The following is a 19,362-nucleotide window of genomic DNA, read 5'->3' on the forward strand; positions in this document are numbered from 1 at the left end:
ATTTGTTTTGTAACTGTTTTTTATAACCTGTTTTTTACGACTATTTTTATTGATTTGTTTTTGATGGAATTATATTTTAACAGATTCAAGGAATACCCTTTTTAGAAACATTTTATTTGAATTTTCAAGAATTAAGTTCTTATACAGTAATATCGCTTTATATTCTGGGATACCATAAAATAAATAAGATAAAAGAGCTTGTTTATTTATTCTGTAAGCTTTTTACAAGGTTTCGTTTTTTTAATTGATTCTTAATCAGCGTATCGATTTTTAATATTTTAGAATTTAGTGTGATAAAAATGGAAACATTCAACAAACTCGCAGAACAAAAGCCTGAAGACGGCACGTTCTTTGAGGAAAACACCACTCCAAAAACGGATGTTGAAGTTGCTGAAGGTACCGGACCCGTTACCGAAACCTCGGAAACCGGATACGACGGCCCCGAGATAAAAGATATTCCAAATGACAACGAGAATATCGAGCTCGGATACAGCTTCAATAACACAGGAGAGATAGACGTCCCGCCGCTTTTAATTGATCAGATTTTAGGTCAGGAACAAGCGGTTGAGATCGTTAAAAAAGCCGCCCGCCAAAGACGTCACGTGATGATGATCGGAACGCCGGGAACGGGTAAATCCCTCTTGGCAAAGGCAATGGCAGAACTGCTTCCGAAAGAAGAATTGGAAGACATTCTTGTATATCCGAATGCAGAAGACTCTAACAACCCGCGCATCCGCAGAGTGCCGGCCGGGAAAGGACGCGAAATCGTCGCCGCCCACCGCGCCGAAGCACAGAAAAAAGCGCAGTCGAAAACAATGATTTTAATGTTTTTGATGGTCGGTATTGTTATCTATACGATTTTTACCGGTCAGAGTATTTTAATTGCGATATTTATCTGTCTGCTTCTTTTAACAGTCGGCCGCCAGTTTATCGGCCGCGATGAAGCGCTGATTCCGAAACTCCTGGTTACCAACTACAACAAGCAGCAGGCTCCTTATGTTGACGCAACCGCAGCTCACGCAGGCGCGCTCCTCGGTGATGTCAGACACGACCCGTTCCAGTCAGGCGGCCTTGAAACACCGGCACACGACCGTGTTGAAGCCGGTGACATTCACAAAGCTCACAAAGGCGTTTTGTTTTTGGATGAAATCAATATCTTAGGCATTGAATCACAACAGAGTTTGTTGACAGCGCTTCAGGAAAAAGAATATGCAATTACCGGTCAGTCTGAAAGAAGTTCGGGCGCGCTTGTCAAAACCGAACCGGTCCCCTGTGACTTTATTATGGTGGCTGCCGGAAACATTGACGCGCTTGAAAAAATGCACCCTGCGCTTCGTTCCAGAATCAAAGGCTACGGTTATGAAGTTTATATGCGCGAATCCATCCCGGATACGCCCGAAAACCGCGACAAATTCATTCGCTTCGTGGCACAGGAAGTCATGCGTGACGGACACATTCCGCAGTTTGACGAAGATGCTGTGAAAGAAATAATTCGTGAAGCGAAACGCCGTTCCGGACGCAAAGGACAATTGACGCTGAAGTTGAGAGACTTAGGCGGCTTAGTCCGTGTGGCCGGCGACCTTGCGCGTGCGGATAATGCGCCGTTTACGACAGCTGAGCACGTGCTGCGCGCCAAAAAGATTTCACGCTCCATTGAACAGCAATTAGCTGACCGCTACCTTGAAAACAAAAAGGATTATGAATCCTTCTTCAAAGAAGGCGGCGAAATCGGTCGTGTCAATGGTTTAGCCGTTATCGGCGGTGACTCAGGCATTGTTCTTCCGATCATTTCGGAAGTCACGCCTTCGATGTCAGGTGCTCAAGGCAACATCATTGCAACAGGTCAATTGAAAACAATTGCGCGTGAAGCGGTGAAAAACGTTTCCGCCGTGATTAAGAAAGTGACCGGCAAAGAAATTGAAGCAATCGACATTCACATTCAGTTTGTCGGCACCTATGAAGGTGTTGAAGGGGACAGCGCATCCGTTTCAATTGCAACAGCCGTTCTTTCCGCGTATGAAAAGATTCCGGTTAATCAGACAATTGCTATGACAGGGTCACTCTCCGTTCGCGGTGATGTGCTTCCGGTCGGCGGCGTGACGTACAAAATTGAAGCGGCTGCACAAGCAGGCATCAAGAAAGTCATCATTCCAAAAGCCAACGAATCTGATGTCATGATCGAAGATGCCTACAAGGATATCATTGAGATCGTACCGGTTTCAAACATTACGGAAGTCGTCGAACACGCGCTTATTGACGGCCCGAGAAAAACTGAATTTCTTAAAAAATTGGAAGCGGCTTTAAAACCCGCTGAGTAAATGAAAAAATAATGTAAAAAGTCGGAACATTCCGGCTTTTACCTCTTTTATTTTACTTTTTATTACCGGATCTTACAAGAAAACAGCGGAGCTTTCCGATGCATAATTTATCAAAAATGGAACTATAGAATATAAGTAATTCTAAAAAAGAGAGTTTTTCTTTATAACTGTTGCGGCAAGTTTAAATAGTATGAACTGGCTTATACACAGTATAATTCATTTGCGGATTGCAATTGATTATTGCCGCTTCGATTTTTAAATCTCAATGATTAACTCATAAGCGATTTAAGGATTTAAAGGTTATGTTATCGAACACGCTCGACAAATTAAGCGATTTGTAAACGGTTCGAAAACAAAAAAACACATACGGATTAACAAACATCGAAATGATGACGTATTTTGAGGATTTATGAAACGACTCGGAACTGTATCGCATTTGCACGGGAAATCCTGTTTTGTTGTCAAATATGACACGCCTGACGGAACACCGCTGAATAAGATGATGAATTTGCAAGTGATTGATAAAAGTGTCCGCCCTGTCGGGAAAGTCGTGACGGTCTTCGGATCGGAAAAGCAGCCGTATTTTTTGGTGCGTATTTTTAGGGAATTGGATACCGCGCAGGCAAAAAAATTGGTCAAAGAAAAAGTCTACGTTAAATAATCCCTGCGAAATGACCTCAAAAAGCAATGATTAAAAACAATTCGCCTCAAAACGGAAAATAAAAAATAAGTGATGATAATGGTAGAAATAGAAAGGGTTCGATATTCTGAAACGGTCAACCGAGATAAAATTAAAGAGATGATTCGCGCCAAAAAGGAGAAGGAGACACCTAAAGAAACGGAAGTCTACTCCTGTCCGGAATGCGGCAGTCAAAATCTCGTTCACGATTATGAGCGCGCGGAACTTGTCTGCGGCGACTGCGGTCTTGTTGTTGACGCCGACTTCGTTGACGAAGGTCCGGAATGGCGTGCATTCGACCACGACCAGCGTATGAAACGCTCCCGTGTCGGTGCTCCGATGACATACACCATCCACGACAAAGGTTTGTCCACGATGATTGACTGGAGAAACCGTGACTCATACGGTAAATCCATCTCTTCCAAAAACAGAGCGCAATTATACCGCCTCAGAAAATGGCAGAGACGTATTCGTGTCAGCAACGCAACGGAAAGAAACCTTGCGTTCGCGCTTTCCGAATTGGACCGTATGGCCTCCGCATTGGGTCTTCCGAGAACTGTTCGTGAAACAGCGTCTGTCATTTACAGAAAAGCGGTCGACAAAAACCTCATCCGCGGACGCAGCATTGAAGGTGTTGCCGCTGCAGCTCTTTATGCAGCCTGCCGCCAGTGCGGTGTTCCGAGAACGCTTGATGAAGTCGAAGAAGTGTCAAGAGTCAGCAGAAAAGAAATCGGCAGAACATACCGTTTCATTTCAAGAGAACTCTCACTCAAACTCATGCCGACTTCTCCGATTGACTACGTCCCGAGATTCTGCTCCGGCTTGAATTTGAAAGGTGAAGTTCAGTCCAAAAGTGTTGAAATCTTAAGACAGGCTTCCGAGAAAGAATTAACAAGCGGTCGCGGCCCGACGGGTGTTGCTGCAGCAGCCATTTACATTGCATCTATTCTCTGCGGTGAACGCAGAACGCAAAGAGAAGTGGCCGATGTTGCCGGCGTGACCGAAGTGACGATTCGAAACCGTTACAAGGAACTCGCTGAAGAATTAGATATTGAAATTATTCTCTGATGAGGATAAATTTTCATTTTTTTCATTACTTAATTTTTTATTTATTTTTTTAAAAAAAGTGAATGAATTTGAAAACCAAATTCATTCAACCTTTACTTTTTTGATTTAGCTTCAAATTCAAGCAGGAGCTGCGCCTGTGCCGGTCGGCGGCACTGACAAATCGTCTGCTGCTTGCGGTGTGGTTACTTGGGTCGGCCAATTGCCGCCTTGCATACGTCCGCCACCACCCGGCATGCCGCCACCCATACCGCCGCCCATGCCGCCTAAAGCACTCATATTCAATGCGGAAGCATCAATCAGTGCGTCAGGATTTGCTGTTTGGTCTTCACTTGTTGACGGAACGGTACCGTCCAATTGTCCCTGGATGCTTTCCGCGCGAAGCTCGCCGAAAACACGCATCTCTTCAACCGCTGTCACATATTCGTCATAAGTGAAGAAAGCTGTTTGATCGTTTTTCACGTGTTCGCCGATTAGATCATCCAGTTCCGTGATTTTGTTATCATAATAACCGCTGTTGAAATACTCATCAACGATTTCCTGAAGATATTCATGATACAAGTCCATGTATTCATCTTCCGCAAGCAAGACACCGATGAGCGGGCGGTCTTCCATGCTGACCCCGGAAACAGGCGTGTCAATCGGGAAGTTGACTGTTGAAGACGCGGTCCCGCTTTGGAATGCGCCGAATGCCAAATTATAGTCCCACGGCAGGATTGTAATTTGCCCGTCCTTTTCATACAGATAGTAATTGTGCTTCAAACCACTGACATAACTGTCCAGATTCACGACAACTGTATTCACCGCAAAATAACGAAGCGTGTGATCAACATCGACATAAGTTTCCAATTCTTCGCCGGCATTCAAATATTTCAAAGCGGTGATGACGCGATTGAAATCCGAATTTTTAGCATTTTTGAAAACGGCGTTCTCAAAGATTTGACTGTAGCTGGAAATGTTGTCGTCGGTATAAACCAAATCTGCGCCGCCGCCGGTTCCCATGCCGCCGAAATTCTGACGCGTATTACCGGCTTCCGCCATTGCGGCTGCAATCGCTGCCCGGTCTTCTTCCGTGAATGTGCCGTCTTCTTGAGTTTCAAATGTTGTGCCGTTCACGGTAATCGTTTGATTATCGGCCGATGTCGCCAAGGTTATCGATGCCGTTGGCATCGCTTGATTGCCTTGAATCGGTATCATCTGTCCGTTCCGGTTCGATATTTCACCGAAGTCACCGTCGAAGTCGCCGTCTTCGGGACGAGTGATACCCATACCGCCGCCGAAGTTGCCGCCGCCTTCCGGTCGATTGCCGCCCACATTGCCGCCGCCCATGCCCATTGTTTCAGGCTTGTAGAGCTGACCGAAGTCACTGCCGTAGACACGCATTGCAAAGTCTTCTTCCATGACTTCAATTGCCAGATAAAGACCCCAAGGCTCGCCGTTCATCGTGATGTCCGCGAAATTGAACAGCGGGGAGGCGACGCCCATGTAAGTCATCATGTCATAAGCCAAATATTCCTTCATGTAAGACGGGTCCTGATACATATTGTTGATAACGAATTCTTCCAAACCGAAGAAAGTTTGACCGTCAATGTAAGTGTCCGCCTTCAATTTGAAACTGTATCTGTCCGAATCACTGCTTGCGACTTGCGATAAACTGGTCATTCCTTTGGTTCGAATGCCGACGGAGTAGAAGGTTTCACCGTTTATGGTCACATTCGCCATGTAAAACTCTTCCGTCAACGGATTTTCCAATAACGCCATCCAGTTTTCCTCTGACATATCAATGCTGATTGACGTAATCATGCTCTGATTGAAGATCTTGTCTTCGTAATCGGGATGAGCGCTTGCCGATTGAATGCCGAGAAGACTCGGATTGTACATCAGAATACAGACAAGAAGAACGGCGAAAACGACAAAGACTGCCGTCACGATGTTGAGATATTTGCTGTCAATGAAACCGCCTTTCTTATCTGACGCGCTCATGTCACGTATTCTCCGTTGTAGCTGACTAAAACCGCGCTCTTCACGCCGGAAGTTTCAGAAATCTTATTCAAAAACTTGCTTTCGGAATCCGGCAGACGAACTTCAATCGTTAATTCGGTACCGACACCGGAAAGTGTCTTGGAACGAAGAACATGCTTCTTAACGGAAGATTTAATGATGTCCATGACAGCGGTTTCGGCTTTGTCACCGTCGAAATCAACGACAAGAATATACGGCTGGTCAGTCGGCTTGCGAACAGAGAAGATCATCAAAATAATACCGATAAAAACGGAGCCGAAAACAGCAAGCGGAATGAGACCGGCACCGGTGACGATACCTGCTGAAATTGCCCAGAACAAATAAGCGATGTCCATCGGCTCCTTCACGGCCGAGCGGAAACGAACAATTGACAACGCGCCGACCATACCCAGTGACAGAATGATGTTGGAACTGATTGCGATAATAATCATTGTCGTGACGACAGCCATCGCAATAAGGGAAACACCGAATCCGGACGAATACATCACGCCGCTGAACGTTTTCTTATAAACGTAATAAATGAAAAGACCGATAATGAAAGATAAAATCATGGCAATTGCCATATCTGTCAATGAAAAATTTGTAATATTGTCAACAATGCTTGAAGACAATATGTCATTAAATGTTAAAGTAGCCATATTTTGTTTACTCCTAAAATAAAGGATTCGCCGTTACATTCGCTGTCGGGCGAATATTAAAGGCGGGTCCCGTTTCAAACCGATATTAATTTTTTTAAATCATTTTTAAAATTTTATTTTTTTAATTTTGTTTCTTAAATTTCAGTTTTTTTAATTCTGCTTTTTAATTCTGCTTTTTAATTCTGTTTTTTAATTTTGTATTTTAATTTCTGTTTTTAATGGATATATTATACAAGATATCAAACGAGAAAGATTTCCGGGTTTTTAGCCAGTACAATATGCCCGATTAAAGTAACAAAAGCGATAATTGTTGATATTTGATGAACCGGAAGCCAATGCTTGGATTTGTTCATTTTCTTTCTCAGATAAAAACTGCCGACCGCAATCAAACAAGATGCCATGCAGACGATTCCAAGGACAAAAGGCAACCAACCGACTGTTTCAATGCTGTAAATTGAAAGAACGCCGTGAATGAGTGCCAAAGCAATCATGGCAAAGCCGATCGGCAAATGAATTTTCATGAAAAACTTATCAAATGTCTTTAAAGCCGAAACGCCTGTTTTTGAAAGTCTTTTACTGATGAATTTCAGCACAACCAAAAGGAACAGCAGAAGCGCAATTTTGGAAATAACATGATCCAATAAAATGACGGAAGATAAATCAATTGACATTTTTCTCCCTCATCCGAACATACGCGCGACGGCGTATTTTGAAAAAGCCGTATTCTTTCTGTTTTGAACGCGAACAGAATTGCGGATCAATTCCGGCAGATATTCATCGTATTTGACCTCCATGATGATGATGTTCGTTCCATGTGTCCGAACCGTTGGAAGGTCAGCGTTGAACATGTCTTTTGCATGAACGCCGGTCGTAATCTGAGAATCAAGCGTGATGCGGGTATTTCCCGGCTTGTAAATGAACGGTTCGCGAATATAGTCGACAACCGTTTTCGGCCGAAGTAATTCAAATTTCATTTTTGCATAAAGCTCGACCAAAAGAGCGTGTTCGGATTCTTTCATCCAAGCGGTATCGCCTGCAATCAAGCGTTTGCACTGATCTTGTGTGACAGGCGCATCCATTTTGTTGCAGTATCCGTTGATTTTTGTTTTCTTTTCCAATCGAATGAAAGAAGAATCATCATTATACATACGGATTCTGAACTTTTCGCGATTATTGACACCATCCACTTTTTCGCGAAGAACGCGATCGTTAGGGGTTTCAAAATATAAACTGCGGATTTTGTAAGTTCCGTCTTCATTGACATGCAAATCACGCTCGGCAAAAGCAGATAAACGACTCTTAATTGTCAAATAATCTGCCATGTTGATGTAGTATTTGAGTTCATGCCTGAATTGTAAGTTCTCCATATATCGTTTTCTCCGTTTTAAAGGGGGTTATTGTAAACCTGTTTTTGATTATAGGTTTACATTGAAGAAGTAATAACGGATATATAAAATTGGCGGCAATAGGGAATCAAATAAAAAAGAATGGGAAAGAAGCCGACATTTAATGAAAAACTTCGTATTTCTGAAAAACGGATTTAATCGATACATCAGATTTTATAATTAAATAAAACCCGAACGCCCCTTAAAATATGAAATTTAATCGGCTTTATTGTTAATGGTTAAATCGGCGTTCGGTTTACATAAATTCAAAAAAAGGATGTATGTTTTTAAAGAATTAATAATTGAAAAACAACTCAACCACCGCTAATTTGTATTTCGCCCGAAGCAAAGCGGAGGGTGAAATGCAAATTTGCGGATTTATCCCTCGCCGATACAGCAAAAACAAAGAAGAGTTTTTCAATATTATACAGTTTATTAATGCAGCGCGTCTCATTTTCTCGTGCCACCATTTCTTTTGAGTTTGCCGTCAGCATCTGTGTCTGCTTTGCTGCGTTCATCTGCTTTGCTGCGTTCACTTTCTTTGTATCACATCCGTTCGCTTGCGCGAACGGTCTTGCTGCCGGCCGGCTACGTTGTCGCCGACTGCTTGGAAATCGGCAATACCGCCGTGCGCGAGCCGCATCATTTTCTCAAAATATTAAAATTGAGGCGAATGTTCTTCAAAATATTACAACCGAAGCGAATATTTCTCAAAATATTAAATCGAAACGGATCGTTATTAAAAAATAAATAAAAAAAGGTCAGCCGAACATTCGGGCGACCGCGTATTTTGAAAAGGCTGTATTTTTGCGGTTTGGAACCTGAACGGAAGTTTGAACAATTGCCGGGAGGAAATTGTCATATTTTACTTCCAAAATAATGACATTGGTACCGTGCATTCGAACAGTCGGAACTTTCGGGTTAAACATATCTTTGGTATGAATGCCGGTTTTGATTTGAGAATCAAGCGTCACGCGGACATTTCCCGGTTTGTAGATGAACGGTTCGCGAACGTAATCAACAACCGTTTTCGGCCGAAGCTGTTCGTATTTCATTTTGACGTACAATTCCGTTAAAAGCGCTCTTTCGGAGTGTTTCATCCATGAAATGTCGCCTCCCAAAAGTTTTTCACATTCATCGCGCGTCACCGCAGCGTCAATTTTGTTTGCAAAGCCGTTTACTTTCGTTTTCTTTTCCAGACGAATGTAAGAATCGTCATCATTGTACATACGAATGCGGAATTTTTCACGATTGTTGACACCGTTGATTTTTTCGGACAAAATTCGATCTGTCGGAGTTTCAAAATACAAACTGCGGATTTTATAAGTGCCGCTTTCGTTGACATTTTTGTCTTTATCGGCAAAAGCGGACAAACGGTTTTTGATTGTCAGATAATCGGCAACGTTGATGTAATACTTCAACTCATGCCTGAATTTCAGATCCTGCATTAAATATCCACCCTCGTTTGATTCTCATTTTCAATTTCGCCTTCGTTTCCATTTTCGCCTTCGTTTCTCGGATTTTCAGAAGGAAGCGCGTCGGGATCAGAAGAAACGCCGGGCTCATTCATATTTTCAGGCAACGTTGAAGGCGGATGTTTTTGAATAATAACCGAATATCTCGGATTTTCAGGCTTAATGTCATAAACAAAAGTCCGCTCCATAAACATCGCGTCAACCGGCGCGTCTTTGGACAAATTCGTTTGGTCAACCCGCTGATCGAAGTGAGTTTTTGGAATTGTGCCGTTCAATTGCCCGTCCAAGCTGCGTGACCTGTACTGCCCGAATACACGCAGCGCCTCAACGCCTGCCGCATACCGTTCATAAGAAACGAACGCTGTCGGATCATCACGAACAGAGTCGCCGATCATTTCGTCAACCGAATTAATCGTTTCTTCATACCGCCCGTTTTTGAAATATTCTTCATTGAACGTGTCGATGTATGAATAATATTGTTCTTTGTAAGTTTCATTTTTCAGCATCATATTCAAAAGCGGCCGATGATACATTGAAACATTTGAAAAAATCGGCGTGTCAATCGGATAATCAACGACTGACGGCGTGCTGTTGTCTTTGTATCCGTCAAACGCGAAATTCATGTCCCACGGAAAAATTAAGATCTTGCCGTCGTTTTCATACAAATAATAATTCTGAAGCGTCGGTCCGGTGTAAGTATCCATGTTAACAATAATACCGTTGACCGCAAAAAACGCAAGCGTCTCATTAACGAAAACATAATTCTCTAAATCGTCGCCTTCATTGACATGCTTGATTGCAGTTATCACGCGCTGAAAATCGGATTTGGATGTGTCGGAAAAAACCACATTTCCGAAAAGCTGCCAATAATCCCAAATGCTGTCTGTTGTGTAAATGAGAGATGCGCCCTGATTCAAATCCGCATCCGGTGGCGGCATGTATCCGTTGTCTTTGGGTGAATTGACCTTATCAAATTTTTCGGGCTTGTAAAGATGACCGTAATCATTACCAAAAACGCGTTTCGCGAAATCATCTTCAACCGCTTCAACAGCCAAATAAAGACCCCAGTCCTTACCGTTAATGTCAATGTCAGCGTAAGCGAAAAGAGGTGTCGGAACGCCCATTGAATCCATCGCGTCATACGCCAGGTATTCTTTCATGTATGTCGGATCACGATATTGATTGTTGACAACAAAATCGGTGAGCCCGAAAAAAGTCTGTCCTGTAATGTATTCGTCGGCTTTGAATCTGAAACTGTAACGGTCGGAGTTGCTGGCTTCAACCGAAACGAGACTGGAATATCCTTTCACCCGAATGCCGACGGCATTAAATTTTTGCCCGTTAATCGTCACGTTGCACGGCATATAATTTTTGTCGGACGGATTGGACAGCAAATAATCCCAATCTTTTTCGCCCATTTCGATTTCAATCGTTGTGATTTCGCAGCGGTTGAACATCATTTCGTCATAATTCACAGCTGATGCGGCGGATTGAATCGGAATTAAATTCGGAGCGACGAGCATAAGCGTCACAAAAATAAGAGCGGCAGCGATGAGCACGACTGCCAGCACGTTCATATATTTACTGTTGATGAGACCGGATCCTTTGTCGGAATGATCGGAACTCATGTCACATATTCTCCGTTATAACTGACCAAAACGGCACTGCCGACCCCATCCGTTTTTGAAATTTTGTTCAGGAATTCGCTTTCCGAATCGGTGAGACGGACTTCAATTGTCAGTTCGGTGTTGCCTTCAGATAATGTTTTGGAACGAAGGACGTGTTTTTTAACGGAAGTTTTGATGATTTCCATCACTTCTTTTTCAACGTCATCGCCGTTGATGTCAACAACGAGAATGTAAGGTTTGTCGAGCGGTTTTTTGCTGGCGAAAATAATCAGGATAAGTCCGATGAAAGCGGAGCCGAAAACGGCGAGCGGAATCAAGCCGGCGCCGATGACAATGCCTGCTGAAATGGCCCAAAAGAGGTAAGCGATGTCCATCGGTTCTTTAACAGCGGAACGGAAACGGACGATTGAAAGCGCGCCGACCATACCGAGTGAGAGAATAAGATTGGAACTGATGGCGATGATAATCATTGTCGTCACAAGCGCCATGGCCATCAAAGAAACACCGAATCCGGACGAATACATGACGCCGGAAAAGGTCTTTTTGTAAACGAAAAAGATAAACAGGCCGATGATGAAAGCCAAAACCATTGCGATAAAAATGTCTGTTAACGAAAAGTCGACAACATTGTTGATCAGATTCGATTCAAAAATATCATTAAAAGTCAGAGTCGCCATTTAATTTCCCCGATAAACCATAATATGAATGATGAAATGTTTCAAGATGTAAGATTAAGAGATAAATAAAGTAAAACAAATATTTAAAAGAAAGGCTTGAAACGGCAATCAGACCTGTGCTGAAACAAAATCAAAAAGAAAGTCGAAACAACAAAAAACGAAAAGCAACAGAAAAGCAACAAAAAATGAATAAAAAATGAATAAAAAATGAATAAAAAAAGTAAATGAATAAACCGGAATCAGAAGTCCGGTTTGGATAATGCGTATGCAATGCCGCAAACAACAACGCCGCCCAAGACAAGAGCGAGTTGGTTCACATCGCTTGTCAAGTCAAGTCCCGTTAACGGTGCGCCGAATGCGTACCATGCGAAAAGAACGATCGAAAGAGCGACGGATGCCACTGCAACATATGCGAATTCTTTAATGCCAATCATTTGAAATCACCTGATATTTGAAATAGTTTTTAAATTTATATAGTTTATCCTTTTCGATTACAGAATTAAATATAAACGGTCGACAGAATCAATTCAATTTTTTTGGTTTTGTTTGATTTTGGTTTTGTTCGATTTGGGTTTTGTTCGATTTTGGATTTTGAATGAAGATTGAATGAAAACGAACTCATTTTTTTAAAAAAATAAAGCCCGAAATAACCACCGCTAATTTTGATTCCGGCTGAGTGAAACGAAGACGGAAGCGAAATTTGCGGCTTATGACCCGCCGTCGATAAAAACGAATTATAGATTAAAATTAAGACATAATCAACATCTCTCGGCCGCATCTGATTTTCTGCGTTCTGTTCAGCCTGAGGTCTGCGTTGCCGCGTTCTGTTCAGACAGAGGTCTGCGTTGCTGCGTTCTGTTCAGACAGAGGTCTGCGTTGCTGCGTTCTGTTCAGACAGGTCTGCGTTGCTGCGTTCTGTTCAGTCAGGTCTGTGTTGCTGCATGCATCTGCTCATTCTTATGACAGCCGTTCGCTTACGCGAACGTGGGCACTGTTACCTGCCGTTTGCGTTGCCGCTGTTACCTGCCGTTTGCGTTACCGCCGTTACCTGCCGTTTGCGTTGCCGCTGTTACCTGCCGTTTGCGTTACCGCCGTTACCTGCCGTTTGCGTTGCCGCTGTTACCTGCCGTTTGCGTTGCCGCTGTTACCTGCCGTTTGCGTTGCCGCTGTTACCTGCCGTTTGCGTTGCCGCTGTTACCTGCCGTTTGTGTTGCCGCTGTTACCTGTCGTTTGCGTTACCGCTGTTACCTGCCGTTTGCGTTGCCGCTGTTACCTGCCGTTTGCGTTGTCACTGTCATCTGCCGTTTGCGTTGCCGCTGTTACCTACTGTTTGCGTTGCCGCTGTTACCTGCCGTTTGCGTTGCCGCTATTACCTACCGTTTGTGTTTCTGCAGTCACCTTACCGTTCGTGTTGCTGCTGTTTCGCCGCGCGTCACCGCTGTCCTCAACATCCTACTATTCATACATTCTTCATACATTCATAAAAGCGATCCGAATTTTTATCAATAAAAATAAAATACAACCGATTCCAATTTCTTAAAATTAATAAAAATAAAAACGGAGGAAAAACATTGGATCAAATTCAATATTATGACGCCAATCAAATTGAAGGGCGTTCCATGACGATTATTTTAGATAACGGAAAACTGGAAACGATTTCCAAAAACAGTTCGAAAGGCGCGGGAATTCGGGCGCTTTGCTGCGGTTCTTGGGGGTATACCTCAATTGACGGCGAAACGGATTTGGAAACAGGAATTAAGAACGCGTCGGAATTGGCGGCTTCCATGAATAAGAATACGCCCAAAGAGCGTGTGATTCTCGGGGACGTGCCGAAAAGAAAAGTCGGCAGCATGCCGGCAATTAAAATCAATCCCGAAGACATCAGCATTGAAGAAAAAGTCGAACTGCTTCGGGAAATTGAAAAATATGCCAAAGAAGAAAGTATCAAAAGCACCCGCGTTTCATATTCGGAATCCATTTTGATGACACGCTTCATGAATTCAGAAGGCGAAGAAAGAGAATACAAAACGATTAAAAGCGGATTTTCAGTATCCGCCGTTGCCGCCGAAGGAAATAATTATCAAGCAGGACGAGAAAGCCGATTCAACATTGCCGGCTATGAAATTTTTGAAAAAAACGATCCGTATCAATTGGCAAAGGATGCCGCTGAGACGGCAAAATTACTTTTGAAAGCCAAAACGCCCAAAGGCGGCGCGCTTCCCGTGATTTTAGATCCGGAACTTGCCGGCGTTTTTACGCATGAAGCAGTCGGGCACGCGTCTGAAGCGGATTTGGTGCTTCAGAATGATTCCGTCCTTTCCGGAAAACTCGGGAAACAAATTGCATCACCCAAAATCACGGTGATTGATGATCCGACCCTCCATGAATACGGTTATTATCCGTTTGACGCTGAAGGCGTGCCGTCCGAAAAAACGGTTTTGATCAAAGACGGCGTGCTGAATTCGTACATGCATTCCAGAGAAACCGCCGGCGTTTTTGAAGGCGTTTCCGGAAACGCGCGCGCCCAAGGATATTCAATGCCGGTCGTTCGCATGAGCAACACTTACATTGACAAAGGGGACGCGACGTTTGAAGAAATGTTAGAAGACATCAAAGACGGCATTTATTTAATCGGCTCCCGCGGCGGTCAGGTCAATACCGGGGAAGGCGTTTTCCAATTCAACGCCGAGAAAGGATATCTGATTCAAAAAGGCGAAATCACCGATTTAGTCCGCGACGTTTCATTGTCGGGACAAACACTTGACATTTTAAACCAAATCAAAATGGTCGGAAAAGATGTGAAACTGCATGCCGGCCACTGCGGCAAATCCGGGCAAACCGTTCCGGTGACCGACGGCGCGCCGCACATTTCAATTTCAAAAGCAACGGTGGGAGGTGCTTAAAATGACAAAAATCAATGCGGATAAAATCTTTCCCGAAAATAAGATTTCCATTGAAGAAATCAAATCGGGCATTGAAAAAGCACTTGCGCTTTCCGAAAAACTCGGCGCGTCCGACGCGGAAATTGTCTTTTCGATCGGGGAGTCGACAAGCATTCAATTTAAAAAAGACATCATTGAAACGGCAAAACAAAGCACAAGTGCCGGTTACGGTGTTCGCGCGGTTGTCAACGGCGCCGTCGGGTTTGCCGGAACCAATCTGATGTCGGATTTGGAAAACACGCTTCGGACGGCGGTCGCTTCGGCGAAAGTGATGGAAGCGGATCCGCTCTTTAAAAATTTCCCCGAAAAAGCGGTGTATAAAGAAGTCGGTGGCTTGTTTGATGATAAAATCGTTGACATGAGTTTGGATGAATGCATTGAATGCGCAACCGATATGATTTCAGGTGTCAAAAGCATTGAAAATATGATTCCGACTTCCGGCGGATTTTCAAGATCGGTTTCATACTTTATGATTATGAATACAGACGGCTTATCCGCTCAACGGAAAGGAACAGCCGTTTCAGGATTTACGGATGTGACAACAGCCTCAGGCGAAGTTTCAACGGCTTATGATTATAATGTGTCGCGCAAAAAAGACGTTGATTTTACCGTCATCGGCAAAAATGCGGCGGACTTGGCGAAAAAATCATTGAAAGGTATTTCCTGCGGCGCGGAAAAAATGCCTGTGATTTTCCATCCGTTTTCGTTTGCCGACATTTTGGAAAACACGCTTGTGCCATCCGTTGACGCCGACAATATCCAAAAAGAAAGGTCCGGCCTTGTCGGCCGCCTCGGCGATGAAATCGCACATTCCGATTTGTCAATCATTGATAACGGAACACTTGAAGGCGGTATTTCAAGCGGTGCTTTTGACGATGAAGGCACGCCGACGCAGAAAACAACCGTCATTGGAAACGGCATTCTGAAATCATATTTGTATGACAGCTACACCGCAGGAAAAGACAATGTCAAAAGTACCGGAAACGGATACCGTTATTCCTACTCATCCGCGCCGGGCGTTGATTTCAGCAATTTTATCATTGACTTCCCGCAAAGTGATGTCATTGCCGAAACGAAAAAAGGCATCTATGTCAACACAGTCATCGGCGCGCATACGGCCAATGAGATTTCAGGCGATTTTTCAATTGAAGGACGCAATGCGTTTTTGATTGAAAACGGTGAAATTTCAAAGCCGATTAAATCGGTCATGATTTCGGGCAACATTTTTGAAATGCTCAAAAACATTGACGGTGCCGGAAAAGACGTTCGTTCTGTCGGCGGTATCATTACGCCGTCGATTCGAATTTCAGAGATGAGCGTCATCGGCGAATAAAGAAAGAATAAGGAGAGCGGAGTTGTAACTCCGTTTTCTAATTCTATTTAAAAGTTGCTTGGGAAAAATCAACTAATCGGAATGATTTTTAAGACTGAAAAGAATTGTCATTTTGACAGAATAAATATATTTTTATAAAAAATCAGAGCCAAAATCATTTAATAGGATATTTCCATTTTTCAATCTATACTTATAGATTTAAGCAACCTGCAAGTGATTTGTGGCGAATCATGCAGTTGTTTACAGGTATACTCATTTTCAATCAACGTCCCGTATATGAATCAGTAGAGGATTTCATATCTGATATTACAATAATACGAATAAAAAACGGTTAGCCATTTCGTCGGGACGAATACAGAACGGAGGAAAACTTTTGATAAAGTATACATACATGTTCGGCGCAGGCCAGACAGAGGGTAAAAGTGACATGAGAAATCTCCTTGGCGGAAAAGGAGCAAATTTAGCTGAGATGGCAAATTTAAACATTCCTGTGCCGCCGGGTTTTTCGATTACAACAGAAGCCTGTACGCATTATTTAGCGAATAAAGGGTTAACGGACGAAATGCATAAAGAAATTTTAGCGGCCGTTGACAAACTCGAAAAAACAACCGGTAAAAAACTCGGCGACAATGCCGACCCGCTTCTTGTTTCTGTCCGTTCGGGCGCAAGAATTTCCATGCCGGGCATGATGGACACCGTCCTCAACCTCGGATTAAATGATGTTTCTGTTGAAGGTCTCTCCTCCAAGACCGGAAATCCGCGTTTTGCTTATGACTGTTACCGCCGTTTCATTTCAATGTTCGGCGATGTTGTGCTTGATATTGAATTTAATAAATTTGAAAAAGCACTTGAAGCACAAAAGAAAAAGTCGGGCGTTGAATCCGACACCGATCTTTCTGTCGAAGATTTAAAAGAAGTGATTGCCGCTTCCAAAAAGATCGTTAAAGACGAAAAAGGATTTGATTTTCCGCAAAATCCCGAAGAACAATTATTCATGGCAATTAATGCTGTTTTTGATTCATGGAACTCTCAGCGCGCCATCACATACCGTAAAATTAACAACATCCCGGGAGACTGGGGCACTGCCGTTAACGTTCAATCCATGGTTTACGGAAATATGGGTGACAATTCCGGAACCGGTGTCGCGTTTACAAGAAACCCGTCAACCGGCGAAAACAAATTCTTCGGCGAATATCTCATCAATGCCCAGGGCGAAGACGTTGTTGCCGGCATCAGAACGCCGTCTGAAATTTCAACGCTTGAGAAGAAAATCCCTGATGCTTACAAACAATTAATCGACATCTGTCAAACCCTTGAAAAGCATTTCAAGGATATGCAGGACATTGAATTTACAATTGAAGAAGGCAAACTCTACATGCTTCAGACCAGAAGCGGCAAGAGAACCGCTAAATCCGCAACCAAGATCGCTGTTGATATGGTTGACGAAGGACTCATTGACAAAAAGACTGCTGTGACGCGCGTGACGCCGGCCCAGATTGATCAACTTCTTCACCCGATGATTGACCCGTCCTGCAAGCAAGATGTAATCGCCAAAGGTCTTCCCGCATCACCCGGCGCTGCTGTCGGAAAAGTTGTTTTCACACCTGAAGATGCTGAAAAGATGGTTGGAAAAGGCGAAAAAGTCATTTTGGTCAGAACTGAAACATCTCCCGAAGACATCGGCGGCATGTATGTTGCCGAGGGTGTTTTAACAGTCAGAGGCGGTATGACGTCTCACGCGGCTGTTGTCGGCAGAGGAATGGGCAAGCCCTGTGTCGTCGGCTGCGGTGACATTACAATTTCAGAAGCCGAAGACAACAAGTTTTATGTCGGCGACCTTGTCATCAATGAATTAGACTTTATTACGATTGACGGAAGCACCGGCTGTGTGATTTTAGGTGAAATGCCTTTGATTCCGCCGGAAATCAGCAAAGAAATTGAAGTGCTTCTCGGCTGGGCAGATGAAATCCGTGACCTCGGCGTCCGCACAAATGCAGACACCCCCGAAGATGCGCAAAAAGCATTGGATCTCGGCGCAGAAGGTATCGGTCTTTGCAGAACCGAACACATGTTCTTTGAAGAAAACAGAATCCCGGTCGTTCGTGACATGATTCTTTCCGAAACCAAAGAAGAACGCCAGAAATTTTTGGACAAGCTTTTGCCGATGCAGCGCGAAGATTTTACACAGATTCTCCGTGTCATGCAGGGAAAACCCGTAACAATTCGTTATTTGGACCCGCCGCTTCACGAATTCCTCCCAAAAGTCTATGAACTCAAAGAAGATTTGGAAGCGCTCAAACAGAAAAATGCGCCCAAAGCGGAAATTGAGAAAGTTGAAAAGATTATTGACCGTGTCGTCAATTTGCATGAACTCAACCCGATGCTCGGCCACAGAGGCTGCCGTCTCGGCATTACTTATCCTGAAATTTACAACATGCAGACGCGCGCTATTTTTGAAGCGGCCTGCCGTCTTCATAAAGAAGGCATCACCGTCAAGCCCGAAATTATGATTCCGCTCGTCGGCCACGTTCGCGAATTGGAAATCACAAAGAAGGATGTTGTTGAAACCGCTCAAAAAGTCATGGACGAATGCGGCGTTAAAATCGACTACACTGTCGGTACAATGATTGAATTGCCGCGCGCAACGATGACCGCTGACAAGATTGCCGCAGAAGCGGACTTCTTCTCTTTCGGCACAAACGACTTGACGCAGACAACTTTCGGTTTCTCAAGAGATGATGTCGCGAAATTCATTCCGCTTTACATTGAAGAAGGCATTTTGCCCGAAGATCCGTTCGTTGCCATCGATCAGGAAGGCGTCGGTGAACTCATGCGCATCGGTGTTGAGAAAGGCAAATCCACCAAACCCGATTTGAAAATGGGCATCTGCGGCGAACACGGGGGCGAGCCGAGCTCGATTCGCTTTGCTTACAACCTCGGTTTGAATTACGTCAGCTGCTCGCCTTACAGAGTGCCGATTGCACGTCTGGTGGCAGCACAGGCAAAACTTGAAAATGAAAAGTAATATTGAAAAATCGGTAACAACCGATTTTTCGACATATACTTTTACTTTTCACTGATTTTTTTGCTCTTATTTTTGCTCTTATTTTTGCTCTTATTTTTGCTCTTATTTTTGCTCTTATTCTACTGTGTGTTTTTCTCTTTTTCGCGACCTATTGACGTTTTGAGACATCTCGCGG

Annotated in this window: 16 protein-coding genes; 7 read left to right on the forward strand and 9 right to left on the reverse strand. The window is 43.7% G+C overall.

Translation table 11 applies throughout. The annotated features are described in order from the left end of the window. The first annotated feature begins 299 nt into the window (after positions 1 to 299). The 3 genes from lonB (at position 300) to C7391_RS03475 (ending at position 4,065) form a co-directional block, all read left to right on the forward strand. Positions 300 to 2,318 carry an ATP-dependent protease LonB gene (lonB, locus tag C7391_RS03465; RefSeq protein ID WP_133517166.1) on the forward strand — a complete coding sequence of 673 codons (2,019 nt, stop codon included), beginning with the start codon at positions 300 to 302 and terminating at the stop codon, positions 2,316 to 2,318. 409 nt (positions 2,319 to 2,727) lie between these two features. Beyond that, entirely contained in the window at positions 2,728 to 2,979 is a 252-nt protein-coding gene (locus C7391_RS03470; RefSeq protein ID WP_133517167.1) for an H/ACA ribonucleoprotein complex subunit GAR1, read from the forward strand. 78 nt (positions 2,980 to 3,057) lie between these two features. Then, positions 3,058 to 4,065: a transcription initiation factor IIB gene (locus C7391_RS03475; RefSeq protein WP_133517168.1), complete on the forward strand. Its 1,008-nt coding sequence runs from the start codon at positions 3,058 to 3,060 to the stop codon at positions 4,063 to 4,065. 117 nt (positions 4,066 to 4,182) lie between these two features. On the opposite strand, the gene C7391_RS03480 is transcribed toward C7391_RS03475, so the two are convergent. From C7391_RS03480 to C7391_RS03520, 9 genes are all read right to left on the reverse strand, one after another. Next, on the reverse strand, positions 4,183 to 6,045 hold the full coding sequence (locus C7391_RS03480) for a CotH kinase family protein (protein ID WP_133517169.1): 1,863 nt from the start codon (positions 6,043 to 6,045) through the stop codon (positions 4,183 to 4,185). Further along, positions 6,042 to 6,722: a DUF4956 domain-containing protein gene (locus C7391_RS03485; protein WP_133517170.1), complete on the reverse strand. Its 681-nt coding sequence runs from the start codon at positions 6,720 to 6,722 to the stop codon at positions 6,042 to 6,044. Before C7391_RS03485 ends, C7391_RS03480 begins: the two co-directional genes overlap by 4 nt. Before the next feature lie 239 nt (positions 6,723 to 6,961). Further along, complete coding sequence (locus C7391_RS03490) at positions 6,962 to 7,393, reverse strand: hypothetical protein (RefSeq protein ID WP_133517171.1); 432 nt, start codon at positions 7,391 to 7,393, stop codon at positions 6,962 to 6,964. 9 nt (positions 7,394 to 7,402) lie between these two features. Further along, positions 7,403 to 8,089 carry a polyphosphate polymerase domain-containing protein gene (locus tag C7391_RS03495; protein WP_133517172.1) on the reverse strand — a complete coding sequence of 229 codons (687 nt, stop codon included), beginning with the start codon at positions 8,087 to 8,089 and terminating at the stop codon, positions 7,403 to 7,405. Positions 8,090 to 8,421: 332 nt separating this feature from the next. Then, positions 8,422 to 8,625: a hypothetical protein gene (locus C7391_RS03500; RefSeq protein ID WP_166627389.1), complete on the reverse strand. Its 204-nt coding sequence runs from the start codon at positions 8,623 to 8,625 to the stop codon at positions 8,422 to 8,424. 243 nt (positions 8,626 to 8,868) lie between these two features. Beyond that, a complete protein-coding gene (locus tag C7391_RS03505; protein WP_133517174.1) occupies positions 8,869 to 9,555 on the reverse strand; it encodes a polyphosphate polymerase domain-containing protein in 687 nt (228 codons plus the stop codon). Next, positions 9,555 to 11,210, reverse strand: a complete 1,656-nt coding sequence (locus C7391_RS03510; protein ID WP_133517175.1) for a CotH kinase family protein — start codon at positions 11,208 to 11,210, stop codon at positions 9,555 to 9,557. Before C7391_RS03510 ends, C7391_RS03505 begins: the two co-directional genes overlap by 1 nt. Then, complete coding sequence (locus tag C7391_RS03515; RefSeq protein ID WP_133517176.1) at positions 11,207 to 11,887, reverse strand: DUF4956 domain-containing protein; 681 nt, start codon at positions 11,885 to 11,887, stop codon at positions 11,207 to 11,209. Before C7391_RS03515 ends, C7391_RS03510 begins: the two co-directional genes overlap by 4 nt. 239 nt (positions 11,888 to 12,126) lie before the next feature. Then, positions 12,127 to 12,321: a hypothetical protein gene (locus tag C7391_RS03520; protein WP_133517177.1), complete on the reverse strand. Its 195-nt coding sequence runs from the start codon at positions 12,319 to 12,321 to the stop codon at positions 12,127 to 12,129. Between the two features lie 380 nt (positions 12,322 to 12,701). On the opposite strand from C7391_RS03520, the gene C7391_RS03525 reads away from it, so the two are divergent. The 4 genes from C7391_RS03525 to ppdK all read left to right on the forward strand — a co-directional run bounded on the left by C7391_RS03525 (position 12,702) and on the right by ppdK (position 19,187). After that, positions 12,702 to 13,427 (forward strand): hypothetical protein, encoded by a 726-nt coding sequence (locus C7391_RS03525; protein ID WP_133517178.1) that lies wholly within the window; start codon positions 12,702 to 12,704, stop codon positions 13,425 to 13,427. A gap of 31 nt (positions 13,428 to 13,458) precedes the next feature. After that, complete coding sequence (locus tag C7391_RS03530) at positions 13,459 to 14,790, forward strand: TldD/PmbA family protein (protein WP_133517179.1); 1,332 nt, start codon at positions 13,459 to 13,461, stop codon at positions 14,788 to 14,790. Between the two features lies 1 nt (position 14,791). Continuing rightward, positions 14,792 to 16,162, forward strand: coding sequence for a TldD/PmbA family protein (locus C7391_RS03535; RefSeq protein WP_133517180.1), 1,371 nt, complete (start codon positions 14,792 to 14,794; stop codon positions 16,160 to 16,162). A 391-nt stretch (positions 16,163 to 16,553) separates the two neighbouring features. Then, positions 16,554 to 19,187, forward strand: a complete 2,634-nt coding sequence (ppdK, locus tag C7391_RS03540; protein WP_208107060.1) for a pyruvate, phosphate dikinase — start codon at positions 16,554 to 16,556, stop codon at positions 19,185 to 19,187. Positions 19,188 to 19,362 lie beyond the last annotated feature (175 nt).

It is taken from the genome of Methanimicrococcus blatticola, from assembly GCF_004363215.1.
Lineage (GTDB): Archaea > Halobacteriota > Methanosarcinia > Methanosarcinales > Methanosarcinaceae > Methanimicrococcus > Methanimicrococcus blatticola.